This is a genomic window from Candidatus Zixiibacteriota bacterium (genome assembly GCA_034439475.1).
Taxonomy (GTDB): Bacteria; Zixibacteria; MSB-5A5; order GN15; family FEB-12; genus JAWXAN01.
In genome coordinates this window covers 25,101-48,325 of sequence record JAWXAN010000034.1, presented here as the reverse complement: position 1 = coordinate 48,325, position 23,225 = coordinate 25,101, and the positions used below count along the sequence as shown (strand labels likewise).

The following is a 23,225-nucleotide window of genomic DNA, read 5'->3' as shown; positions in this document are numbered from 1 at the left end:
CCGAGTCTTTGATCTAAGTTGTCAAAAATATTCCAAACCAGCCGCAAAAACGGGTGGTTTTTTGTTTACTCTCGGTCCCTAAACAGGCGTGCAGTCACCTTGAGCCGTTGTACACGATCCTTTTTTGATAAGTTCTAATGCTTCTAAATCCTAAGATTGAACTGTGGTTTTATACATGCATCGTATCAGAATGCTCGAATGTGAAGATATGCCATAGAATCAAATGATTCGGAAATATTATAGGCGTTATGCCGTATAAAGATGTGTTAATTGCAGATGCTGGTACGACAGCCTTGAGCCTGTTGGTTAGGGCGCTATTATGGATCTTGTAGAATCTATACGAAGATTAGATAAACACTCTAAACTCAGTTGTTAGCTGTAAAGGAGTCGAATATGCTTGGCACTCTCATCACTATTTTGTTAGTCGTCGCAATTGTCGTCGTTTTAGTGCGCGTCATTCGCGGCGGTCGGCCGGTTTAGCGGTACTTGAAGTCGGCGCGGCAAAAGACGCGCTCTACAGGAGGATTCTATGAATACGAAAAAACGTGCGGGGATAGTTCTCATAATTGTGGGAGCTCTTTTGCTGGCATTTCAGGGTGTCTTGTTTTCTGACAACGAAACAATCGCTGATGTCCCGGGTGGCAGTATAGCTGTCGAAGAAGATCGGACCTCGCTCCCAGCCATCTTTGGAGGCTTGGCGCTCGTTGGCGGTATTATCATGCTTCTGGTTGGCTCACGCACAGATGATAATACACCGGTCCGTGTTCGACGCGATGACAACATTCGAACAGCCTAATATTCGAATTTCAGCAATCGTGGAGCGTTACTCAAACCGTTCCACGACTGTTTCTTTTATCACTACTCAATAACTTGATAATCAGCTAAGAATGGTAGGGCGATTCGGCAATTCATTGCTGTCGCCTTCCAGTCGTGGAAAATGCAGCGCAAGGTCCTTGCCGACTTCATCGATTGCCTTGATCATGCCTTCGCTGTGCTTATGATCGCTCAATCCCTTGACAATGAAAGAATGAATCTCGTCCCATCGCTGTTGTGTAATTTTCTCCGCGATGCGCTTGTCGGCGATAACAGCCGCTTGTGATTCGGCCAGCGAAATAAATAGCAGCACACCCGTCTTGCCGCGAGTGGGTGTGAGTTGAGAGAATAAAAGAAGACCGCGGTTCCATACCAGTTTTCGCTTTTCTTCTCGGCGGCCAAACAGAAGCGGAAAAAGCAGATACCCCGCAACAAAACCTAAAATGGCACCGAGAGCCCCCTGTGCAAAATTGTAAGATATCCCCCAATTGTTTTCTTGGGTGATAAATAGAGCAAGCCACAATCCTGCCAGCGCAAAGGCGGCTGAAACAGAAAGCCTATACATTGTCCAGTTGCGGGAATAAGGCGCAATCTGGACCGCGATCTCCCCTTCTGTTTTTTGTTCAGCGCGGTTAACCGCTTGCTCAATTGCCGCAAGGTCAAATTCGGAAAAATATTTCTCAACGAGCCTTTTCATATATAATCCCCAGTAGTTTCAACCTACCAGCCTCCGCTCGCGCCGCCACCGCCTGAAGAGCCGCCACCAAAGCTAAAGCCACCCCCACCGCCTCTCGAGCCGCCACCAAAGCCTCCCAGCATTCCACCACCTAATCCTCCGATAAAGGGCCCGCCGAATGATCCAAAACGCCTGCCGCCAGGACCCAATCGGTTTCGTCTCATTCTTGAACGAAGAATAAAGAATAAGGCAAATAGTGAGAAGAGAATTGCTGGGGATAAACCCCTTGATTTCTTCTTTCTGGCCTCTTCCGGAATCACGTACTCGCCGCCGATAGCCGTAATTACTCCTTCAATTACCGACAGTATCCCCGAGGGATAATCACCTGAACGAAAATGCTCGGCCATGAGTGAACTGCGGCCAACCAGCCGACCAGATTCGAGGTCGGTTAGTTCCCCTTCAAGTCCATAGCCAATTTCAAGACGCGCTTTGTGGTCATCGACCGCTATCAGGAGAAGCACGCCGTCGTCTTCCTTGCCCCTACCGATTCCCCATTTCTTGTAAACATTGGCCGCAAAATCCTCAAGGCCCTCATTGTCAAGGCTCTTAATTGTAAGTATCCCGAGTTGGTGAGAAGATTGGCTGCGATACTGTTCAATGAGTGCGCTTAGCTCTTCTTCGACCTGACTGTCCAGAATGTCTGCGAGATCGGTTACCGGTCCCCGATAGGATGGCACTTCGAGGGCGGCTGCTGTCTTCCACATCGCAAAACAGCACACAGCCAAAAGTGTGAATTTAAAATATCGCCGCAAGTTTTTCATCTATCTATTTATCTATTTCTTATTCGGATCAAAAGCATCCCGAACGCTTGGAGCGGTTTGGGCCTCCGAAGTCGCCGCAAAGTAATCACGCTGATATGGGAATCCAAAGATGGCTCCGGCGATGAGTGCTCGTATCCCCGTTTGACGATAGGTGTTGTAATCGCGAACGATTTCATTGTAGGTTCTTCGCTCCTGCACAATTCTATTTTCGGTTCCTTCGAGCTGAACAAGCAAATCAGAATACAATTGCTCACCCTTTATCTCAGGGTATCTCTCAGAAACCACATTGATGAACGAGTTTAATTGTCGTGAGAGTAGCGTCGAGATTGAATCGAGCAATTGCGGGTTCTGGGTCAGCAGCGCCGAATCACCCGAGGCTTTTAAGTCAATGACGCGCTGGCGCATGGCAATGACTTCGGTGAGTGTCTCTTGTTGGCGCATCATAAAATTATCGACCGATGCCACCAAATTCGGCACAAGATCAAATCGTCGTTGATAGACATTCTGCACTTGGCTCCATTTTTCATCAACCGCCTGCGATCGGCTGACAAGAGCAGAACGTCCTCCCCAAATCATAACAGCCGCCAATACAAGCAATCCAACGATTACCAACAGGACGATTCCTGATTTCTTCATTATCATTTCCTTTCATACACATATCTTTTCCACTCGGTTTTGAGCCACTCTTGATTTACTCATAAACAGAATGGCGCATTGCCTACTCAAGGGGTGAAGATACATTGACAGCAAATGAGGGTCAAATGGATAATGCAGGTCAATCTTTTGAGTCGGTGTGAACCAAACCGGTGTGGCATCGCTCACGATAGAGCTGACCGATGACCGCGCCGAGAATAAAAACAATCCCGGTATAATATATCCAGGTCACAATAATAAGCGCAACCACATACGGACCGTACATGTCTTCAAGTGAGAGCGCATTCTGGATATAAAATCCGAATGCCTTTTGCGCAATGACAAGAAGCGCCGCCGCCGCAAGGGCGCTTACCGCAATGGCTTTCTTTTCGAGTCGCTTATAGGGAAGAAGAAAATATAAAAGAAAGAAAGCGGCAAAAAGTGTCACGACCGAGCTAACAATCATAACAAGTTGGTCAACGATCTTGAATTCCGTATAGTTCCCGGTATTTAACCAAGCAGCTTTATCAATTACTGAGTTCAGGAGAGGCAGAAGGGTGATTGAGAGTAGAATCAGCAGAAGGAAGTAAAACATGAGTTTGAAGTCGCGGAGTTTGCTCAAAATGATTGATTCTGTAGACCGAATATGATGAATGGCGTTGAGGATAGTCCTCATGCTGGAGAAGAGTGTTGTGGCGGCAAACAAGAGTGATACAAGGCCAACCAGGCCCAGCGTCTTTTTATCTTCGCCGTATGCTTGTGCACGACCTATGAGTAATTCTTTTGTCGCTTCGGCATATTTCGGATAGGGAATTGCTTGATCAATCATAGCGCTTAAGTCCCCTTCAATTGCGGCTTGCTCGACGACCATGCCCAACACCGCATAAGCGCACAACACCATAGGGACAATGGTAACAAATAATGAAAAGGCAAGCCCGCTTGAGAGAAGAAAGATTGGATGTTCATCAAACTTGTGATAAAGGCCTCCCAAGTAATGAGAAGCAAAATCTTTGACATTCACTACCAGTTTAGGAAAGAAGCCCGCCACCTTTGAGGCAGGCGACCGGGAGATTGAAGAAGCAGCGGCCGGGCCAGAAAGTGCTTTGTGGTGTAATTCACCTTCCCCGAACACTTTTCCACTCTGTGATTTCATATTTCCCCTGTATGCTCCTCTTCTCTCTTTATACGATGGAATAGAAGAGAACAGGGAATCTTAATTCTTTAGAATTAGTTGCTTAAATTGGCGGTGTCGGTTTTGGCATTGGAAAGATCATCGTGGCCTAAGAGCATTCCCCAAGGCTGTAATGACTCACTTCTATCAAAAATAACTTTTAGAATAGCTACGATAGGCAGGGCGAGAAAGAGGCCTGGAAGTCCCCAAATGAGACCACCAATCAATACGCCCATGATCGAGGCCAAGGCGTTCAAGCTTACTTTCGAACCGACAATTCTGGGCATTATTATATTGCCGTCGACAAATTGTATGACTACAAATATCCCTATTACCGCCAGCGCGTACCACGAAGATTCCTTGGTTATGAGAGCCACGAGCGCAGGGAGTACACTGCCTATTAGCACGCCTATATATGGAATAAGATTGATTATGGCTATTATTATTCCCAGCAGAACGGCATAGTCGATACCAAGCAGTAGCAATGTCACAATTGAAATAACAGCGATAACTGCCGTTTCTATTAGCAATCCGACCAGATAATTCTGTATGACGCCTCGAGTATCACCAATTACCGTTCGCACATCTTTGCTGTCAGTTCTGCTTGTTCCCGCAATTATTTGAACAATAGACTCGACAATAAGCGGCTTGTAGAGAAGCAAAAGAAAGACATAGAGAGGCACTAAAGTGATTATGACTAATATATCGGTTATGACGAGAAATGTCTGCCCAACAAGCGATGCGCTGCCTTCGAGAGCAGTAGAAGCGCGCTCTCTAATCCACGCTATCTGTTTTTCGGTCTGAATGCCGAATTTTTGCTCCACTGTCAACTGCGTCTCATCAATAAACTCTGAGAATTGTGTTTGAAATCTGGGGAAGTCTTCTGTAACCCTTGCTACCAGAAAAATGATAAAAATCAACACTCCCGCGACAACGGCTATGGCAATGAGCAGCGTCATCGATATGGATAAAGTCTCTGGCACCTTTTTTTTATCGAGAAATCTCTTAATTGGATAGAGCAGTGCAGCGAGCAGGACGGCAAAGGTAAATGGAATAAGAATGCTTTTGCTTATATAGAGAATGAAAAAGATTCCAATAATTCCAAGCACAGTAATAAAAGTCCGGGTGGATCGTTGAATGCGGACGTCTGTTACCATGTCTGAATGCTCCCCTTCTTCCTGGTCGTTCTATTTCCTAATAATTTTATTTCGGACGTATAGGCTGTAACACAATGACCGGCTGTCCGGTCTTCCTCGCAGCCTTCTCAATCTGCTCATTTGCCTCTTTATGGTCTTCGTGGTCTGCAGTTGGAGCCGTATGTTTCTGGATTGCTGTAGGCTCATAATTGAGTTTAATAAACATGGGAAAGTGGTCTGATCCTAATTTCGCAAGACGTTCAATCTCCACAAGCTTGAAATGATCCGAATGAAAGACATGGTCGAGCGGCCAGCGGAAGAAAGGTATGTTGGCGCTGAACGTATTAAAAAAGCCGCGTCCTATTCGCGGATCAAGCAGACCGCTTATTTTTTGAAAGAGAGCCGTCGAATGAGACCATGCGACATCATTGAGATCTCCGGCGACAATTATTGGCAAACGTGAGGATTTTACGGATTTAGCGACAATCAGCAATTCGGCGTCCCGCTCAGTGGACGTATCGTTTTCCGTGGGACTTGGGGGCTTAGGATGCAGACAATGCAATTCAATGTGCTCCCCTGAAGACAACCTGACAATCGAATGGATCGAGGGGACATTTTTTTCGATTAGAAACTCCACGGTCGGATTGATTAGTTCTAAGCGCGACTGTAAGAACATGCCATAGAAGTTGTCCAGTAAATGCGATACTGAATAGGGATAAGATTCATCCAGAAACTTTAGCCTCTCCTGCCACCATTGGTTGGTTTCGAGTGTTAGAACAAGATCGGGATTTTTCTCCTGAATAATTGACAGCAATTGCTCAGTATTGCGATTGTTCATCAGCACGTTGGCGACAAGCAGACTGATTGTGGAGAGTCCCGGTGAAATGACGCACTTTTGAACCTGCACCTTCGACAGGAGGGTATATGGATACATGGACATGCTTTGAAAGAAGACGGTCAATCCAAGGCCGGCGATAAATAAGTTTTCAAGAAGTGAAAAATTATCGAAGTGCCACAAATAGACCACGAGGCAGGCAAGGGTAATAAGAGCTATTTGGCCGCGAGGAAAGTCAAAGACTCGTATCCACCATGCATTGGTCCGAACCGTTGGAAGGATTGTTGCTACAATCATGAGGATTCCCACGATTAACAATGCTATTTTCATGCCCATTTTCCTCAACCTTCTCGAAGACAGAACGAGTTATTTACAACCCAAAAGAGTTCTGCTTCTGTTTTTTAGCAGGATACGTATCCAAAAATCCAGAAGAGGATGACAAATATGAGGATAGTTGACAAGCATCCACCGCCGAGCTTCTTAGCTCCGTATCCGGCCAGCAAGGCGCGAAATATTCCCCTCATAGTCCGTTCCCCCCTCCTGTCATTGTCAATCACGCAAAGGAAAGCGAATTACTCTTCACAAATCTTTAAAGTAATGGGATTGAATTCAACGATAAAATGCGAATCATCACGCGTAGTACCACAAATATCGTCGCCTTCGGTCTGTCCCATGGCCCTGATTACGCAAAGATCAAAGCTCTTGCTGTCATAGTCATTATCTTCATCATTATATTTCCACTCTTCCGTTTGAGAACCTTCAATTCGGTCAATCTTCCATCCTGATGGAGCAGTAAAGCCGAGGTATAATTCCTGTGAGGTTTGTGCCTTTGAATTATCTTCGCTATCCTCCTGAATTTCCATAGAAATTACCGCCCAGAGCTCTTTACCGGAATTCCTGAGAACCAGCTCAATCAATATCTTGACCTCGGGGCCACTCCCTCCTCCGGTGATTGGACTACCATCATTGCCTACTGCAAGACTGCAGTCACCTTGCACCAATACTGGCCAAAATGGACCGTGCACTCCAACTGTGTGCCCGATGTTCTGACATTGTGGTACAGGAGCTGTGATCGTTATGTATCCAGACTCCGTCTTAGTATCCGAACCGCATGAGCCGTTTACTGTGAGTTTGACGGTGTATGTGCCTTCTGCAGTATAGGTATAACTCGGATTGGCCCCGGTTGAAGTTCCGCCATCACCGAATTCCCAGGAGAATGTGTCATAAAGTCCTGTGGATGTATTTGTAAAACTGACTGTTAAGCCTGGCATGCCTGAACGTGGATTTCCTGTAAAATTGGCAATGGGGGACGCACAACTAACAGTAATATAATTGTTCTTAACTTCTGTGTCGGATCCGCCCGACCCCAGCACACTGAGGGAAACATTATAGGAACCATTCGATGTATATTGGTGAGACGGATTTCTTTGAGTCGAGGTAACCCCGTCTCCAAAACTCCATTCTCGAGATGAAATTGATCCTGTTGACTGGTCACTAAAACTAACACTTAACGGACTATTACCTGACCTGGGACCTGCGCTGAAAGCCGCTCGAGGCGCCGGTGAGGCGACGGCAATATACCCGCTCTTGGTTGTCGTGTCTGAACCATCGGGGCCCAGTACCAGTAACGAGACATCGTAAACCCCAGCCGACGTGTACTGGTGGCTGGGGTTTGTTGATGTCGATACCCCCCCATCTCCAAAAGACCAGACATTCGCGCTGATATCGCCAGTTGAGCTGTTTGTGAATTGAACAGTCAAAGGGGGTGCGCCGGAAAGCGGGCTCCCGAGGAATTCAGACGTGGGCCGGACATTTTTTACTTCGATAAAGTTGGTGCGTACCAGTTCGTCCGACCCACCGGGCCCGGTGACTTTCAGCTTTACTGTATATTTCCCTTTTTGATTGTACGTATATGACGGGTTCTTGCTTGACGAGGTCGCCCCGTTGCCAAAGCTCCAGCGATACGTTGAAATCGTCCCTGATGACGTGCTCGTGAACTGTACCTTGAGTGGCTTGGGTCCGGAGGTAGGCGTGGCCGAAAAATTTGCCACAGGGACATTGGTTGTAGCAGAGATATAGTCTGTTCTGATAGATGTATCTGCTCCCGTCGCTCCCACAACAATCAATCGAACTGTGAAGCGCCCGTTGCTCGAATATGTGTGACTTGGTGTTTGAGCATCAGATGTCCCGCCGTCGCCGAAAGACCATTGATACGATGTTATACTGCCTGTGGATTGATTTGCAAATTGAACCGCGAGGGGACTGTTTCCCGATGTTGGCGATGCCGTAAATTCAGCATTGAGAGGCGCGGGACCAGTTGTCGCTGTGATGAAATTTGTCTTTGTGAGGGTGTCTGTTCCAGCCGAGTCACGACAGACCAGCGTCACACTGTAGCTTCCCTCTCGTGCGTACACATGTGACGGATTATTCTCAATTGATGTCGCGCCGTCGCCAAACGACCACGAGCGTGAAATAATATCCCCCTGAGTTTGGTTTGTAAAGGTGACATTAAGAGGTATATTCCCGGTTGTGGGATTTGCCGAGAAGGCGGGGCCAGTAACTACTCCCGGGTTAGGTGGCGGATCATTGAGATTGATATCGCGGCAACCTGTCGTCGTACAGGAGACTGCGACGGAAACCAATAGAATCGCAGTGTACGCTCCATAGAGTGACTTGCATTCTCTTCTCCACATTGCAGCTGTCTCCTTGTCTTAAGAGTTACGAAACGATTGTATCCTAGCCTCTTTCCCTCCTTATTTTTACAGCAGACAGGCAGTTATGTACCGATTTGCAGAAGAGAATACATCTAAGGATAAAAATGGCTCATCCCTGGGCTTGTTAAATAGGTCCATTTTAGATGCTCGACTACTGGTCTCTGGTCACCCTTGCGCTAATTCCGGTAGTCGCTCATGAAACAGATAACTTGAGCAACAAAGAGTATTTCGGTCCTGTTCATGGTTATGCAGCAGAACCGAAATATTCAACTAATGTAAATCGTAAACCAACCTAAAGGTTAAAGCATGGGATAAACTGCCCATACAAGTATCGAGCCGCGAGTTTAGCGTGAAGTCGGTCGCTTTACACTCTCACATGCCCCTTTGGCTTCAGGATTTATATAGCTTTCGGCAATGGATGAGAGCTTTTCGTCGGCCGCATGTTCCTCTCTGAGGGTTTCATCAAAAAGGGTAACGACCTTGGTGAGGCCCAGAGTTTCTGCGAACGTGCGAAGCGAACCGTAGGTGGCAATCTCATAATGTTCGACTTTTTGAGCTGCGCAAATAATACCGGCATCAATTACTTCCGGAGTGCCGTCCATATTCATAATTTCGGTTGCTTCTTCAACCAATCCTTCCATTGCCGGACATCTTTTCCCTTGGGCGGATATGCCCAATTCTTTAAAAACGCTCTCCAGCCGGATAACCTGATTTTCAGTCTCTGTAAGATGGTTTTCCAAAGCTTGTCGAAGTTCTTTGGACTCTGTCTTCTTCATCATCTTGGGGAGTGCCTTGGTCAACAGTTTTTCCGCGTAGAATATGTCTCTTGTTTGATCAACAAGAAGATCATGCAATGTTTCAAGCTTAGACATAATTTCAATTCCTTTCAATTGTTTTGATATACAGCACAATCCACGTATTAGGGTTGTGCTGGGTCATATGTATAAACGGGCGAGAAGCCCTGATAAAAAATCTGGATTTATTTAACTTTTGCGCACAGTGTAAACTGTATGTTTCTTGCCAACGATGGCACGATACAGCAACAAAAGAAGAACCGCGCCGATAAAGCCAGCTGATTGATCATCAGGATATAAACCGAGTATTTGGCCGAAAAATGTTGCCATTACCGCGCCAGCGACACCAAGCAGTGTGGTCATGATAAAGCCACCAGGGTCTTTACCAGGCATAAGGAGCTTGGCTACCAAGCCAATGACAATTGTTGTAATAATCGACATATTCTCCATCTCACTTTCAGTTATTGTTTAACGCCGAAGCCGCATTAGAGCGTAACTCCCGAGCCCCTCGGATGGGGATTATATTCGACATGGGTCCGTTTTGTCGACGGTTCGCATTTATAGGCTTTGAGCAGCCGCCCTTGCGATGTCACTATGCGCTCTTCAGGTTGTGATTTTAAATCCCAAAACATATTGTTTCCCCTTTCACGCTCGATTATCACGCTTCGATTATTCTACTCCTGGTATTGATTAGAACAATCGACCATCAATCTTTCATGATAAATCTACCTTACATCCCCTCTCAGCGAAATCGGCCAAAGTGACCAAAATAGGAGTAGTCCCCTGGGTTAGTTTTTCCCTAACCCAAGGGATACTGCTTCTCTACTGTTCCTGATCCATAGAGGACTGGGTTACCGGTGCGTCCGGGTCGACAGTCTGGCTCAAAGTGAACTCTCTAAAGCGGAGCTTTTGCATGTATTCATCTTTTTGTCCAGACTTTGCTGCGTTCGCTTTTTCGGTATAGGCTTGACGGGCTTCATCAACCGACATATTTCCGGTGATGATGTCGTGAGCCAAGTTAAGGGCCAGAAAGTTATTCTCTTCCTTGTCGCACCGGGCTGTCATTGTTCCTTTGGTTCTTTCAACAATAAGACTGCCGTCGAATTCTGCCAAGTCGTCGTACATTTCAGTCGGTACTTTGTACGCTACTTCTTGAGCAAGCATATCGGTGTGTGGGAAAGGGAACCGGTGAGAAATTTCTTCTTTGTCCACCTTGATTCCGACCCAGGGGCCTTTATCTTCCCAAATCAAACAGTTCGCGCCAACAACCTGAGGCTGTCCATACTTCTGAATCATTTCGGTTGCTGCATTGCGAGATGCTTCAGGCCAGTCGGTAATAACACGCTCAGCTCTCAGTTCAGACTTCATTGCGCCGTTATCAGACATGGTGTTATCATCGTCTGGGGCGTCATCATTTTTCCCCATTGAATAGGTTATAGCCGCGGTGACGAGAATGCCTAGGCAAAGGGCAACTATCAATTGTGGGTTGAATTTGTTTTTTGTCATACTTTTTCCTTTCAAAGTATTAATGACGGTTGTCGAGTTTTCCGCATGCCATGCCAAAACGAATATGTAACTTTTTCGTGTGACTGACACGGCACTGCTATCTCCAAGAAAAAGATAGCTGCTCATCTTTCTTATAGCATTTAGACCATAAAGTTGAGGCTCACCCAAAATGCTGAAAAGAGTATTAGCACCTCTGAGCGCCAAAAGTGATTAATTATTTGAGAGGATATATTATTAGCATTCCAGCCGAGAACTGGTGTGTATTATATGTTAACGAATCAAGGGAAACGAACTAATTATATATTTGAGGTTTTTGACACATTAAACATAGAGAAGGAACGCTGGTGATCGAACAAGCAGATATTCTCGATGCCGAGATGCATCTTCATTCAGGTATTCGCAAAACTCCTTTTCTCGATTCGCGTTACTTCAGCCAAGTAACAGGCGCGGATGTGTGGCTGCTAAACGAAGCCGCCCAAAGAACCGGCTCGTACAAAATCCGCGGGGCTTGGAATGCCATGAGGAAACTGTCGCCCACAGAGTTAGGGCGCGGCGTGATTACTGCTTCAGCTGGCAACCACGCTCAAGGAGTGGCGTTGGCTGCAAAATGGATTGGCTGTAAGGCTACTATTGTTATGCCCTTAACAACACCGCTGGTCAAAGTCGACCAAACCCGATCGTATAACAGTCCAGCCATTCTCCTTTACGGGGAGAATTATGACGAAGCCGCGGAGCATGCCGCCCAACTTCAGCGGAAAACTGGCGCGACCTATATCCATCCTTTCGACAATGACGATGTTATTGCCGGTCAGGGTACAGTCGGGCTGCATATTCTCAGACACCATTCTGATGTAGAAACAATTATTGTTCCCGTAGGCGGTGGCGGGCTTATCTCAGGAATTTGCGTTGCGATAAAAGCGGTTAATCGGAAGATATCTATTATAGGAGTGAACGCCTCAGGCGCAGCCTCAGCGGCGAGGTCATTCAGGGAACAGTCACGAATCCGGCTTGATAACGTAAATACAATTGCCGATGGCATCCGTGTCCAGCAAATAGGGGAACGGACATTTGATATAATATCAAAGTATGTTGACGATGTTTTAGAGGTTTCCGATGACCAAATATGCGAGGCTCTACTTTTACTCGAAGAAAAGCCCAAGCTGATTATCGAACCTGCCGGAGCGACGGGCGTGGCGGCGCTGCTTGCCAGTGCGGAACGATTTGCGCGAAAAAAGACAATGGTTGTTCTCACAGGGGCAAATGTGGATTTCTCGGTGATGCAAAAGCTTATGGCACACGCTATGCGTCTGTCTGGGAGATTGACTACAATTGAAGTTCAACTGGCTGATAATATGTCGTCACTGGCGGGATTAACAAAAATCCTCGCTGACGCACAGGGAATAATCATCAGTATTGATCTCAGGCGCAATAAGGTTGGTATGCCTCTCGAAAGAATGGTCTGCATGTTAGACCTGCAGGCAAGATCGAGTGGGCATATGCAAGAGATCCTCGACGCGATGAGAAATGGTGATATGACATTCTTCATCGTCTAAAAGTAGCGAATTTTTATTTCTTATGTATTGTTGTATTGCCGCTTAAATGGTATACTGATGTGTATTTATGACTGACGAAACTTTTGAAGCCTCCGCTTATCAATCTATTTTTGTTAAGCTATTCAGTAATCGCTACCGGGCGATGCAGCTTCTCCTTGCCTGCTTTTTGATTACTTCGACTGCTGCAAGAGTTATTCTCGTTATTGCGAACTTTTCGCAATTGAGTGATTCTTGGCTTTTATTGTTTCCGGCTCTGGGGATTGGCTTTTGCTTTGATTTAATCGCTGGACTTTGGTTGCTACTTCCTTTTAGCTTTTTCCTACTTGCGGCGCCAGACCGTTGGTTTAGCAGAAGAGCTGTCCTTTGGACTTGCCAATTACTGCTCTTTGTCTTCATTTTTAGCCTACTCTACCTCGGCGCAGCAGAATACTTTTTCTTTGATGAGTTCAGCGCGCGTTTCAACACAGTGGCGGTCGACTATCTTATCTATCCCCATGAAATATTTGTTAACATGTGGGAAACTTTGCCCCTTGCAAAAATCTTAGCCGCTACCTTTCTCATTGCCGGCTCGGCATTTGTGATGTTACGCAAAAGATTCCTTAGTCTGCTCATTCTTAATACTTCGATGCGGGTGCGGTTTCTTTTTTTCGGGGCGCATTTCCTACTCCTTACAATTGTATGCTTCGGATGGGACATTCGATACGCCCGCATAAGCGACAATCGGGTAATAAATGAACTCGCATTAAACGGCCTGTATTCGTTCGGGTCAGCAGCGAGAACCAAGGAGCTCGATTATGATCAGTTTTACGCCCGGCTACCCGATTCAACCGAGGCATTTTCCAGACTAAGAAGAATCCTGTCGGCTGATGGAAGCAGATTCATTGATTCTGCTGATCAATTATCGATTGACAGACTAATTGTAACCGGCAAGCCGCCGCGTCCCTTAAATGTGGTTATTATTTTGGAGGAGAGCTTTGGTTCCAAATTTATTAAATCGCTCGATTCCACAGGCCCCGGAGTTGCCACTGAGTTTGAGAAACTTGCCGATAACGGCCTTCTTTTTACTCATATCTATGCAACCGGCAATCGTACCGTGAGAGGCATCGAAGCTATCCTCGCAAGCTTTCCGCCGCTTCCGGGCGAATCGATCGTGCGAAGGCCGGGCGGGCGTAATGTTTTCACAATTTCTGCTCTGTTGAAGTCATTTGGTTACTCCACTGCGTTTATATATGGAGGCCTGGCCTATTTTGATAATATGGGAGATTTTACTTCGTCGAACGGATTCGAGCAGGTTTTAGACCGAACCAACTTCACCAAAAAGACTTTTACTACCATTTGGGGAGTGTGCGATGAAGACCTTTTTGACAATTCACTGATTATCCTTGACAGCCTTCACAGGGAGAACAAGCCTTTCTTTTCGTTATTATTGACAGTCTCAAATCATTCCCCCTATACATTTCCAGACGGCCGAATTCCCACCAATCCAAAAGAGCATACTCGGGAGAACGCTGTGAGGTATGCCGACTATTCACTTTCCAAATTTCTGCATGATGCTGAATCTCACCAATTTTTTGACAGTACAATATTTATTGTCGTAGCAGATCATGGCGCGCGTATCTATGGCTCCCAAGAAATACCGATGGATTCCTACGAGATACCCCTGCTTTTTTACGCGCCAAAGATCATCAAGGCTGGTCAACGAAATAATACCCTTGGTTCACAGATGGATGTGGCTCCTACAATAATGGCGCTCCTACAATTCCAATATATGAGTCAATTTTTCGGCCATGATCTCCTTTCCGCCCCAAAATCTGCTGAGCGCGCTCTGATGAATCATAACCGAGACATTGCTCTTTATTCGAAAGGTAAGCTTGCTGTTCTTGGTCTAAAACAAAGGACAGAATTGTGGAAACATGACTCCGCAAGCGGAGATTTTTCACCGCTCCCGATTTCCGAAGACTCTTCATTTGTGCTTGATGCCGTCGCTTATTTTCAAGGAGCCTATTATTTATTTTCTCATCGTAAACTTCACCCACCGGATCAAAGCCCGCAATTATAATTGCGGCGCGCAAATTCCCGAGGAAATTAGATTGTTCTTGTGACTTCCGCAATCAGTTCGTAATTTATTGATTAATGACTTCGAAGCGAACCAAATCCAAGCCAATGTCCAATCGATCTTCGATTCTTTTTATCATCGGTTCGCTACTTCTTGCAATCGCTATCATTGCATCGGCATTGCTTGCGACAAAGTATATCTGGGCTGTGCATTTAGTTGGTTGCGGCGAAGGCGCGGGTTGTGATTGGATACTGAAAAGCCAATGGAGCAAAATCGCCGGTCTGCCGGTCGCATTTCTCGGACTTGCATACTTTAGCGGATTGCTGATTCTCTGGCTTGGTTCCAACCGGACAGGTGTCTTTTCCGCTATGTCCGTAATCGGGCGTGTCGGTGTCCTCGCCTCAGTCTTTTTCTTAATGGTAATGCTCATTGAAGGACATTTTTGCATTTGGTGCGGAATTGCGCACTTCGCCAATATGCTCTGGTGGTCTGTTCTTGAATTCCGCGTAAGAAAAGAGAAAAGGTTGGCTTCGTCGACTTTACGGACTCTTGCGCCAGCGGTAGCAGTATTTATTTTAGTCCTTACCGCCACGAAGCTTATGCAGGGACGAGAAGCTAACATGGCGCAGAATGAAGCCCAGCGGAAAGCTGTTGAGTCAATTGCTAAAATCGGCGCCCCGAAACAGCCGATCGATTCTGCACCGCCAGAGTCTGCGGGGATGCCATCTCCCGTGAAGCAGACCGCACAATCGCCACCTCGTTTTGGGGGGCGTTATTGGAGCGCGGGTGAGGACAAACCAGTCAGACTTGTTGTTTTTCAAGATTATCAATGTCAGCTTTGCTTTGACATCGAGTTGGAAATAAGAAAAATGATGTCGGAGCGCACCGATTTTTCCCTTTCTGTCAAGCAATGGCCATTTGATACCGAGTGTAATAAATATCTTCTTACCGAGAGCCCCCATCCGGGTGCGTGCGATGTTTCGCGCACAGCCGAGGCGGTGGGCATACTTGGCGGTGAAAAAGCCTTTTGGGAAATTCATCACTGGCTGGTAGATCATGTAGGACAATATTCTGAAGCAGAACTTGTCGGGAAGTTAGTGCTTCTCGGGATTGACACTACGGCATTTTTCAGAGTAAAAGCCAGCCCGGCCATTGACAGCCTCATTTCGGCTGACATTGAAGAAGGGATGGCGCTGGGATTGAAATTCACTCCCATGGTCTTTGTAAACGGCTACGAAGTACAAGGATGGCAGTCAGCCGGAGCCCTGCCTGCCGCCATAGACAGAGCGGCGGAAATGGCTCAAAGCTCTCCGCGTCCAAACGATAATCCCGAAAATGCGATCGACAGGCTTTTTGCCGAGTGGCTTAAAAAGCCTGCGGTGATTTTCTCCCTCTGGGAAAATGACAATATGCGTGGTACACCCGCTCTGTCAGATACAGTCATGGTATTTGGCGATTTAACGTGTCCGTATAATGCCGCAAGCGAGTCCATTCTTCAGGATGCCATGAAGGGGCGGTCGAACATTTGCTATGTTTTCCGCGATTTCCCTCTTGATTCGAGCTGCAATGAGTTGGTGAAAGCCCAGATCAATCCTTATGCCTGCGATGCCGCACGGCTCGCATCGGCGGCGGGACGTGTGGGAGGGACTGACGCCTATTGGAAGATGCACCAATGGGTTGTGGGCCATCGCGAAAGCTTTACACTATCTCAGATTGAAGAGGCGGCTGCCGAATGCGGCCTGAGCAGCCCTTCGCTACTCGCAGCCATGAAATCCCCCCAAGTTGCAAATCACCTCCAGATGTGTCTGGGGTTGTCCAAGGCCATGGGAATTCAAATGTCGCCCACTATCTTCATCAACGGCAAACAGCTTCCTGATTGGCGCGCTCCGGGGTTGCTCAAAAAGGTCATTTCTCATATCTCGGAGCCTGTCATACGCTAATTTCGCACGATTCCACCATGCGAGGGATGGGTGTGAAAGAAATCTTGGCAGCAACCCATAATATTTCTTGACATAAGGCTAACGAACACTTATATATATGCTATGCGAACGTTAAGAGTTGCCGTTGATGCATCGCCTTGTTTGCTCAGGCGTCTTGCTTGCCCGGTATCCTTGTCTTGTCTGAGTGGAAACGCGAAGCTCCCGACACCTCAGAAAATGAGTTGATTTTTTAGATATTATGGTAAACCGCAGTCGAATAATCTTGGCTGTATTAAGTTCATTTCCCGAAATGGTGGAGGGTATTATGTTAAAATCCAAAGTCGCACTTGCGGCTATGACTCTGGTCCTCATCTGTATCTGTAGTCAGGCCGCCTGGTCACAAACCAGCGGTGCCTGTTGCTTGCCAGACGGCTCATGCTTTGCCACAACTCAACAAAATTGCGGTTCTGCTGGGGGAGTATGGACCGCTGGGGGCTGTATTCCAAGCCCATGTCCGCCAACCCCGACCGGGGCTTGCTGTATTCCAGGAGCTCTGTGTCAAATATTGGATTCGGCTCACTGCGCTCAGGCCGGTGGCACATACCAAGGCAACAACTCCACTTGTACGCCTGATCCATGTTTGGCCGCTGGCCAGACTGGCGCCTGCTGTCTGCCGAGCGGAGGATGTATTCAGGCAACACAGACCGATTGCCAGGCTGTGGGCGGTACCTTCTTTGGAGTTGGAACACCATGTAGCCCTATTCTTTGTACGAATGTCAACAAAGGAGCCTGCTGTCTGCCGAACGGGCAATGCGTTATCCTAAGCGCGACTGATTGCCATTTGCAAAACGGCATATATCAAGGCAACGGATCAGCGTGCGTGGCCGGTCTATGTCCTCAGCCGCCACGTGGCGCCTGTTGCTTGCCTACGGTTGGTTGCGTCCAGTTGACGCAGGACGAATGCAAACAGCAGGGTGGCATATTCTTAGGTGCAAATGTCCCATGTACTCCTGCCACATGTCAGCCCCCTATTCAGGATGGCGCATGTTGCCTGCCGAACGGCACTTGCATTATAACGTTGGCTGTCGACTGCCAAGCCCAAGGTGGAACATTCCAAGGACCAGGCACGACTTGCGCTGGAGTGCAATGCCCTCAGCCGCCGAAAGGAGCATGTTGTATCCCCGGAGCCGGCTGCGTCCAGTTATCGCAGGACAGTTGTAAAGTATCAAACGGCATATTCTACGGTCCCGGTGTTCCATGCAGTCTGAATTTATGCGGAACCACCGAAGGAGCCTGTTGTCTCCCCGACGGAACATGCTTGGTCATGTCATCGACTTCATGTCAGCTCAAAGGTGGTACATTCCAAGGCACAGGAACAGTTTGTACGGGCGTCACCTGTCCGCCCATATATACCGGCGCCTGTTGTCTGCCGAACGGGAATTGTATCCAGACTACTTGGAAAGTCTGTAAAAAGATCCATAAAGGTGTCTGGTACGGTTTTGGAACCAATTGTTCAATGGTAACTTGTGTACAGCCCGATATCGGCGCTTGCTGTCTGCCGACCGGAATTTGTATCCAGACTTCGGCCTTGGACTGCGAAATCCGTCACGGCGCGTGGCAGGGCAACGGAGTGAGTTGCACTCCCAATCCTTGTAACCAGCCTAAGGGAGCCTGCTGCATCAACGGCTTCTGCTACCAGATGAAGCAGAAGGATTGCTTGGCGCAGAATGGCGTCTATTATGGTGATAATACTCCGTGCTTGAAGAAAATGTGCATCTCGTTCTTCCAGCAGGGCGGATGCTGCCTGCCGAATGGACTCGGATGTGTTGTTACAACTCCTTCCGACTGTCAAGAGCGTGGCGGATCCTATTTAGGCAATGGGGTGCCTTGCACACCAACTAGCTGTCCGACCATACCGCATGGCCGCTCTATGCCACACAGTCTTCATGGCAGTTGTTGGTTGCCGGACGGCCGCTGTATAATGACATCGAGTCTCCTGTGCGTCGCCTTAGACGGAACCTATCAGGGAGACGGAACTCTGTGCGCGCCTCACTTGACCGGAACCCAGTGTTGCGTTGGCACAGCCGGAAATGTTGACTGCGACCCTGAAGACGTTATCGACATTTCTGATTTGACGTACATGATCGATAATCTCTTCATCAGTTTGGTTCCCTTCTGTTGTGACGAAGCAGGAAATGCCGACGATGATCCAAATGGTGACGTCGACATAAGTGATCTCACGCGAATGATTGATCATCTGTTCATTACGCTTGCGCCACTGCCGCCTTGTCAATAGCGGATTGGCTCTGAGCAGAACTCACTGACCCTTACCGGCCGGCCTATCAATTCCGATAGGCCGGCTTTTTTTATTATGATTGGCTTGATCGGCGAAGATGTAATTTTTATAGACCATAGAAAAGGAAGCATTTCTTCCCGAATATGTGGAGTAAAGGTAACAGGAGCAATGCCGATATCAATACTTAGGAGTCAGACCCGTTAAGCCTAATCTAAAGAATCGCCTGGCTCTTACCGGGTCTATCTTGCGCGAAGTCATGATCGCCATAGTGATATTGGGGTCGGGCTTACACGGAGTGACTCCACTTATTGCTCTATCGCGCAATTGATTGAATGTTTGCAGTCTGAGAGGAGCTTTAACAGGCCGCGTTTGGCACATATTCCTTCCTGCGTCGGCACAAACAAGTTACAGGATTTCGCGCAAACTCCTTGACAAGGAAGCTTTAAAAAGCTATTTTGACGCTGGAAAATGATATGCAGGCGCTGAAGGATTTAGTTGATTGCAGTCCACCCGAGCAGTATATTCATAGTAGGTATCTAAGATTTTTAACCTTAAACAGACATTACCGATTATTGCCTCCACATTTTATTAGTTGGGCCGCGCGAAGATTAGTGAGTTGTACCATGATCAAGACAATCCTTTGGATATTCGTCGTTATAATGGTTTCTAATTTAGAATTGTTGGGCGCCCCCGTATCTGGCGTGGTAACAAACAGTCAGACCGGAACGCCAATTGCAAACGTTGTCGTCAAAATACTGCAAACAAATGACAGCACTCAAACTAATTCTGCCGGCTATTATCTGTTGAGCGACGTTGCCGATGGCATGTACACGATGCTTTTCGGCGCTCAGACCTATCAGCCACTCATCCGATTGAATGCGCAAATTGGAGTGTGCTGTATTGGTAATACCGGCAACACAGACAACGACCCAGCTGACCAAGTTGATATTTCCGACCTTACAATGCTCATTAGCCATCTTTTCGTAAACCTTGCCCCTCTCGTGTGTCCTGAAGAAGGAAATATCGATGGAGATGCGGGGAATTCCGTGGATATAAGCGATCTAACTGCGCTTATAGATCACTTATTCATCAACCTTCAGCCCACGTCAGCGTGCCGATGACCTGTACTAGCCATATGAATTTATCAACTCATGGAGATTCCAAATGATCAAGATAGCTCTGAAGGTGTTGGTCTCTGCAATGCTGTTTATCATTGCAGGTGTCGGCTCAGTATCGGCAGACACGACTTTTATAAATGTATCACTCATCCCAACGGGTACCTTGACCGGGACTGCAACTCTCATGGGAGGAGGCGGCCATGGCGGGATTTTCGTTTATGTAAGCGGTACGAGTATCGTTGGAACGACCAATCAGAGTGGCAATTATACCATAATTGGTGTCCCTTATGGGACGTATACTTTGACTTTCACAAAGGCTGGGTATACGAATCAGAATCGCACGGGACTCATTATATCATCGGCTGGACAGGTGGTTAACGTTTCCGGGGTAAGCCTTGTGCCTAACAGTGAAACAGAGGCGAAACTGTTTGGTGATGCCCTGCGATTATATAGTTACGATCGATATTCCGAGTCTATCGCAGCATTAAGAGGATTGATCGCGGCCAATCCGACCGGCAAATATGCAGCTGCTTCCCAATATCGTGTAGCCCTCGCGTTCGGCTCTGAGGACAAATATGATTCTGCGATTGCGGCTTTGGCATCACTTATTACAACTTATTCTTCAGACAGTTTGGTGCCCCATGCCTACTATTGGCGTGGCTCGTACAAGGATGCTAAGCTCAATTACAGTGGCGCTCTTGCGGACTTTCAGCAAGTAGTTACTTCATATTCGTCTTATCCAGTTGCTGGGCGCGCACAATACCGTGTGGGACGTTCACAAGAAGAGCTCGGGAATGTTTCGGCAGCGATAAACGCATATTTAGCGGTCGAAACTAATTATCCAAGCTCGCCCGATATCAAAGCCGCAATTGTCAATTCAGGCTGGTTGTATTATACCTCTGACCAATACCCCCAGGCGATAACCCAATTCAACAAGCTTTTGAGCACTTACCCAACAAGTGAGGAAGCGTCGAAGTCCAGTTTCTATATTGGGATGTGTTATTACAATCAGGAAGATTTTGCCACTGCCCTAACAAAATTCAGTACCTCAATCAGCTCTTACCCCATTGGCCAGTACCTTGTCGATGCATGGTATTACCGTGCCCACTGCAAATACAATCTTGAGAGTTACACTTTTGCCCAGGCCAAAGCTGATTACCAGAGCATTATTACCAACTTTCCGAATTCTGATAAAACCGCTCATGCTCGCTATTATCTAGGCAATTGCGAGAGCAATCTTGGCAACTATCTGGGTGCCATAGCCGCCTACCAGGCCTTCATCGCCGCTGATCCGACAACGGACTGGGTGGCGAATGCCCGAGACCGTATTGCAGGGGCCTATTACTCTGATCAAGACTACAACAACGCTCTTACTGCCTATGTCAACTACTATACGCTTTACCCCGGAACTAAGGCAGCAGGTGACGCTCATTATTGGGCAGGTCGCTGCTATGAAAAACTATTTGGCACTGTAGCCAATTCCCAGGCGCATAGCGAGTACTGCACGGTAATAACCCAGTATCCCAATTGCGAGAAGCTTCCTAATGCAATCGTACATCGAGATGCTGTTGGAAACGCCTCTTGTCCATAAAAATTAGCTATAGTTCACGATGGCTTGTCGGCATGCTGCCTGCATTTCTGGTACTGACCGCCTCGGCTATGGCGTTCTTCAAAATTGCGTACTTGGGCTATACTCTTGATGTGATCGCCCCTACAGAAAGCTACTTTCTGGAAACTGTGATGGAATTCAACGGTCATGGTACGGGAGTTGCAATCTCAATGGCATTGCCGGAGAATCTTCCCAACCAAACTGTTAGTGACGAGGCCTTCCATTCGGCGGATCTGAAATTCGACATTGTTATGAGAGAAGGCGACCGGCGAGGCCACTGGAAACGAGAGTCAGTAACTGGCCGAAGGCGAGTTGCCTACACGGCAACGGTCGTGACAAAGAATCTGGAATTTATAATTGATTCGACTCTACAAACCGTACAGGTAATCCCCGACTCGGTCGCAAAAAATCTCCTACCAGATTCGTTAAGTCCATCCGACCATCCTGAGATTTCTGGACTGGCGGACAGTCTCAAGCTGTCTGCCAACGGCAATTTGTTAACGAATATCAAGCACATGTATCAATTCGCGAGTCACGGACTAAAATACGTGCAGTATGCAGGCACAACTGATGCCCTCACTGCTTACCGATTGAGGGAAGCCTCGTGTGGAGGAAAGTCGCGACTCATGGTGGCGCTGGCACGCCATATAGGCATTCCGGCAAGGCTTGTCGGCGGCAAGATTCTGAACCAGGGGCAGTCACGCGCAACGCACGTCTGGGTGGAGCTGTACGTAAGCGGGTATTGGGTGCCGTTTTGCCCTACGAACGACTACTTCGCGAAACTTCCGTCGAACTATCTCGTGCTTTATCATGGTGATCAGCCGGCGATTACCCATACCCAGGATATAAACTTCAAGTATTATTTCAATCTAAAAAAACGCCTGATTCAGAAGACGGCGGGAACAATTTCCGGAGCAGACAATCCGCTGGATATATTAAATATTTGGGCAGCCTTTGAGCGAGCTGCTATATCGATAGAGTTGTTGCGGATTATTTTGATGCTTCCAATCGGCATCCTGGTCGTTGTAATGTTTCGAAATTTGATTGGCGTTGAAACGTTCGGTACCTTCATGCCGGCCCTCCTGGCAGTTGGCTTTCGAGAGACAGGTCTCCTCATCGGTGCTGTTATGTTCGCAGCGATCATCCTGTTCGGCCTGTTAATCAGGCTCGTTTTGTCGAGACTCCAGTTGTTACACATGCCAAGATTGGCCATTATCTTGACTACGGTGGTACTTTTCATATTGGGCATGACTATTGCGGGCGTGAAGTATAATTATCTGGATGTCGCTCGAGTGGCGCTCTTTCCAATAGTTATTCTGGCGCTGACAGTTGAGCGCTTCTTCCTTATAACGGAAGAGTTTGGAGCAAAGCACGCTCTTCGGCTGTCGGTCTTAACGCTGTTTGTTGCATCATGCAGCTATGGTCTTATGTCCTGGCGACTTCTGCAGTCAATAGTCCTTAGCTTTCCTGAGGTACTCTTGGTCGTGATTGCCGTCCACATATACATCGGCCGCTATTCGGGATTTAGAATCATGGAGTATTTCCGTTTCAAAGAATTGTTGGTGCGAGCTTAAC

The 23,225-nt window shown here is 47.3% G+C and carries 19 protein-coding genes; 8 read left to right on the top strand and 11 right to left on the bottom strand.

The features are described 5' to 3' along the window. Positions 1-529: 529 nt before the first annotated feature. Positions 530-796 (top strand): DUF3185 domain-containing protein, encoded by a 267-nt coding sequence (locus SGI97_04515; GenBank protein ID MDZ4723152.1) that lies wholly within the window; start codon positions 530-532, stop codon positions 794-796. An 81-nt stretch (positions 797-877) separates the two neighbouring features. Here SGI97_04515 and SGI97_04510 read toward each other — a convergent pair whose 3' ends face one another. From SGI97_04510 to SGI97_04460, 11 genes are all read right to left on the bottom strand, one after another. Continuing rightward, entirely contained in the window at positions 878-1,510 is a 633-nt protein-coding gene (locus SGI97_04510) for a hypothetical protein (protein ID MDZ4723151.1), read from the bottom strand. A 23-nt stretch (positions 1,511-1,533) separates the two neighbouring features. Next, positions 1,534-2,310, bottom strand: coding sequence for a TPM domain-containing protein (locus tag SGI97_04505; protein ID MDZ4723150.1), 777 nt, complete (start codon positions 2,308-2,310; stop codon positions 1,534-1,536). A gap of 12 nt (positions 2,311-2,322) precedes the next feature. Then, positions 2,323-2,946, bottom strand: a complete 624-nt coding sequence (locus tag SGI97_04500) for a LemA family protein (protein ID MDZ4723149.1) — start codon at positions 2,944-2,946, stop codon at positions 2,323-2,325. A gap of 139 nt (positions 2,947-3,085) precedes the next feature. Beyond that, a complete protein-coding gene (locus SGI97_04495; GenBank protein ID MDZ4723148.1) occupies positions 3,086-4,096 on the bottom strand; it encodes a YihY/virulence factor BrkB family protein in 1,011 nt (336 codons plus the stop codon). A 74-nt stretch (positions 4,097-4,170) separates the two neighbouring features. After that, positions 4,171-5,271: an AI-2E family transporter gene (locus SGI97_04490; GenBank protein ID MDZ4723147.1), complete on the bottom strand. Its 1,101-nt coding sequence runs from the start codon at positions 5,269-5,271 to the stop codon at positions 4,171-4,173. Between the two features lie 46 nt (positions 5,272-5,317). Continuing rightward, on the bottom strand, positions 5,318-6,415 hold the full coding sequence (locus SGI97_04485) for an endonuclease/exonuclease/phosphatase family protein (protein MDZ4723146.1): 1,098 nt from the start codon (positions 6,413-6,415) through the stop codon (positions 5,318-5,320). 242 nt (positions 6,416-6,657) lie between these two features. Then, positions 6,658-8,778 (bottom strand): PKD domain-containing protein, encoded by a 2,121-nt coding sequence (locus SGI97_04480; protein MDZ4723145.1) that lies wholly within the window; start codon positions 8,776-8,778, stop codon positions 6,658-6,660. A gap of 365 nt (positions 8,779-9,143) precedes the next feature. Further along, positions 9,144-9,671, bottom strand: a complete 528-nt coding sequence (locus SGI97_04475; protein ID MDZ4723144.1) for a ferritin-like domain-containing protein — start codon at positions 9,669-9,671, stop codon at positions 9,144-9,146. A gap of 111 nt (positions 9,672-9,782) precedes the next feature. Beyond that, on the bottom strand, positions 9,783-10,034 hold the full coding sequence (locus SGI97_04470; protein MDZ4723143.1) for a GlsB/YeaQ/YmgE family stress response membrane protein: 252 nt from the start codon (positions 10,032-10,034) through the stop codon (positions 9,783-9,785). A gap of 44 nt (positions 10,035-10,078) precedes the next feature. Next, the gene (locus SGI97_04465; protein ID MDZ4723142.1) at positions 10,079-10,225 is read right to left on the bottom strand and encodes a hypothetical protein; all 147 of its coding nucleotides are present in this window, start codon (positions 10,223-10,225) and stop codon (positions 10,079-10,081) included. Positions 10,226-10,415: 190 nt separating this feature from the next. Continuing rightward, positions 10,416-11,225, bottom strand: coding sequence for a hypothetical protein (locus tag SGI97_04460; protein ID MDZ4723141.1), 810 nt, complete (start codon positions 11,223-11,225; stop codon positions 10,416-10,418). Between the two features lie 218 nt (positions 11,226-11,443). On the opposite strand from SGI97_04460, the gene ilvA reads away from it, so the two are divergent. From ilvA to SGI97_04425, 7 genes are all read left to right on the top strand, one after another. Next, complete coding sequence (gene ilvA / locus SGI97_04455; GenBank protein ID MDZ4723140.1) at positions 11,444-12,652, top strand: threonine ammonia-lyase; 1,209 nt, start codon at positions 11,444-11,446, stop codon at positions 12,650-12,652. A 67-nt stretch (positions 12,653-12,719) separates the two neighbouring features. Then, complete coding sequence (locus tag SGI97_04450) at positions 12,720-14,711, top strand: sulfatase-like hydrolase/transferase (GenBank protein ID MDZ4723139.1); 1,992 nt, start codon at positions 12,720-12,722, stop codon at positions 14,709-14,711. Positions 14,712-14,785: 74 nt separating this feature from the next. Next, positions 14,786-16,648, top strand: coding sequence for a thioredoxin domain-containing protein (locus tag SGI97_04445; GenBank protein MDZ4723138.1), 1,863 nt, complete (start codon positions 14,786-14,788; stop codon positions 16,646-16,648). A 1,960-nt stretch (positions 16,649-18,608) separates the two neighbouring features. Next, entirely contained in the window at positions 18,609-18,923 is a 315-nt protein-coding gene (locus SGI97_04440) for a hypothetical protein (GenBank protein ID MDZ4723137.1), read from the top strand. Positions 18,924-19,546: 623 nt separating this feature from the next. Continuing rightward, positions 19,547-20,044, top strand: a complete 498-nt coding sequence (locus tag SGI97_04435) for a carboxypeptidase regulatory-like domain-containing protein (protein MDZ4723136.1) — start codon at positions 19,547-19,549, stop codon at positions 20,042-20,044. Positions 20,045-20,087: 43 nt separating this feature from the next. Further along, on the top strand, positions 20,088-21,632 hold the full coding sequence (locus SGI97_04430; protein ID MDZ4723135.1) for a tetratricopeptide repeat protein: 1,545 nt from the start codon (positions 20,088-20,090) through the stop codon (positions 21,630-21,632). Further along, a complete protein-coding gene (locus tag SGI97_04425) occupies positions 21,623-23,224 on the top strand; it encodes a UUP1 family membrane protein (protein ID MDZ4723134.1) in 1,602 nt (533 codons plus the stop codon). Before SGI97_04430 ends, SGI97_04425 begins: the two co-directional genes overlap by 10 nt. Position 23,225: the final 1 nt, after the last annotated feature.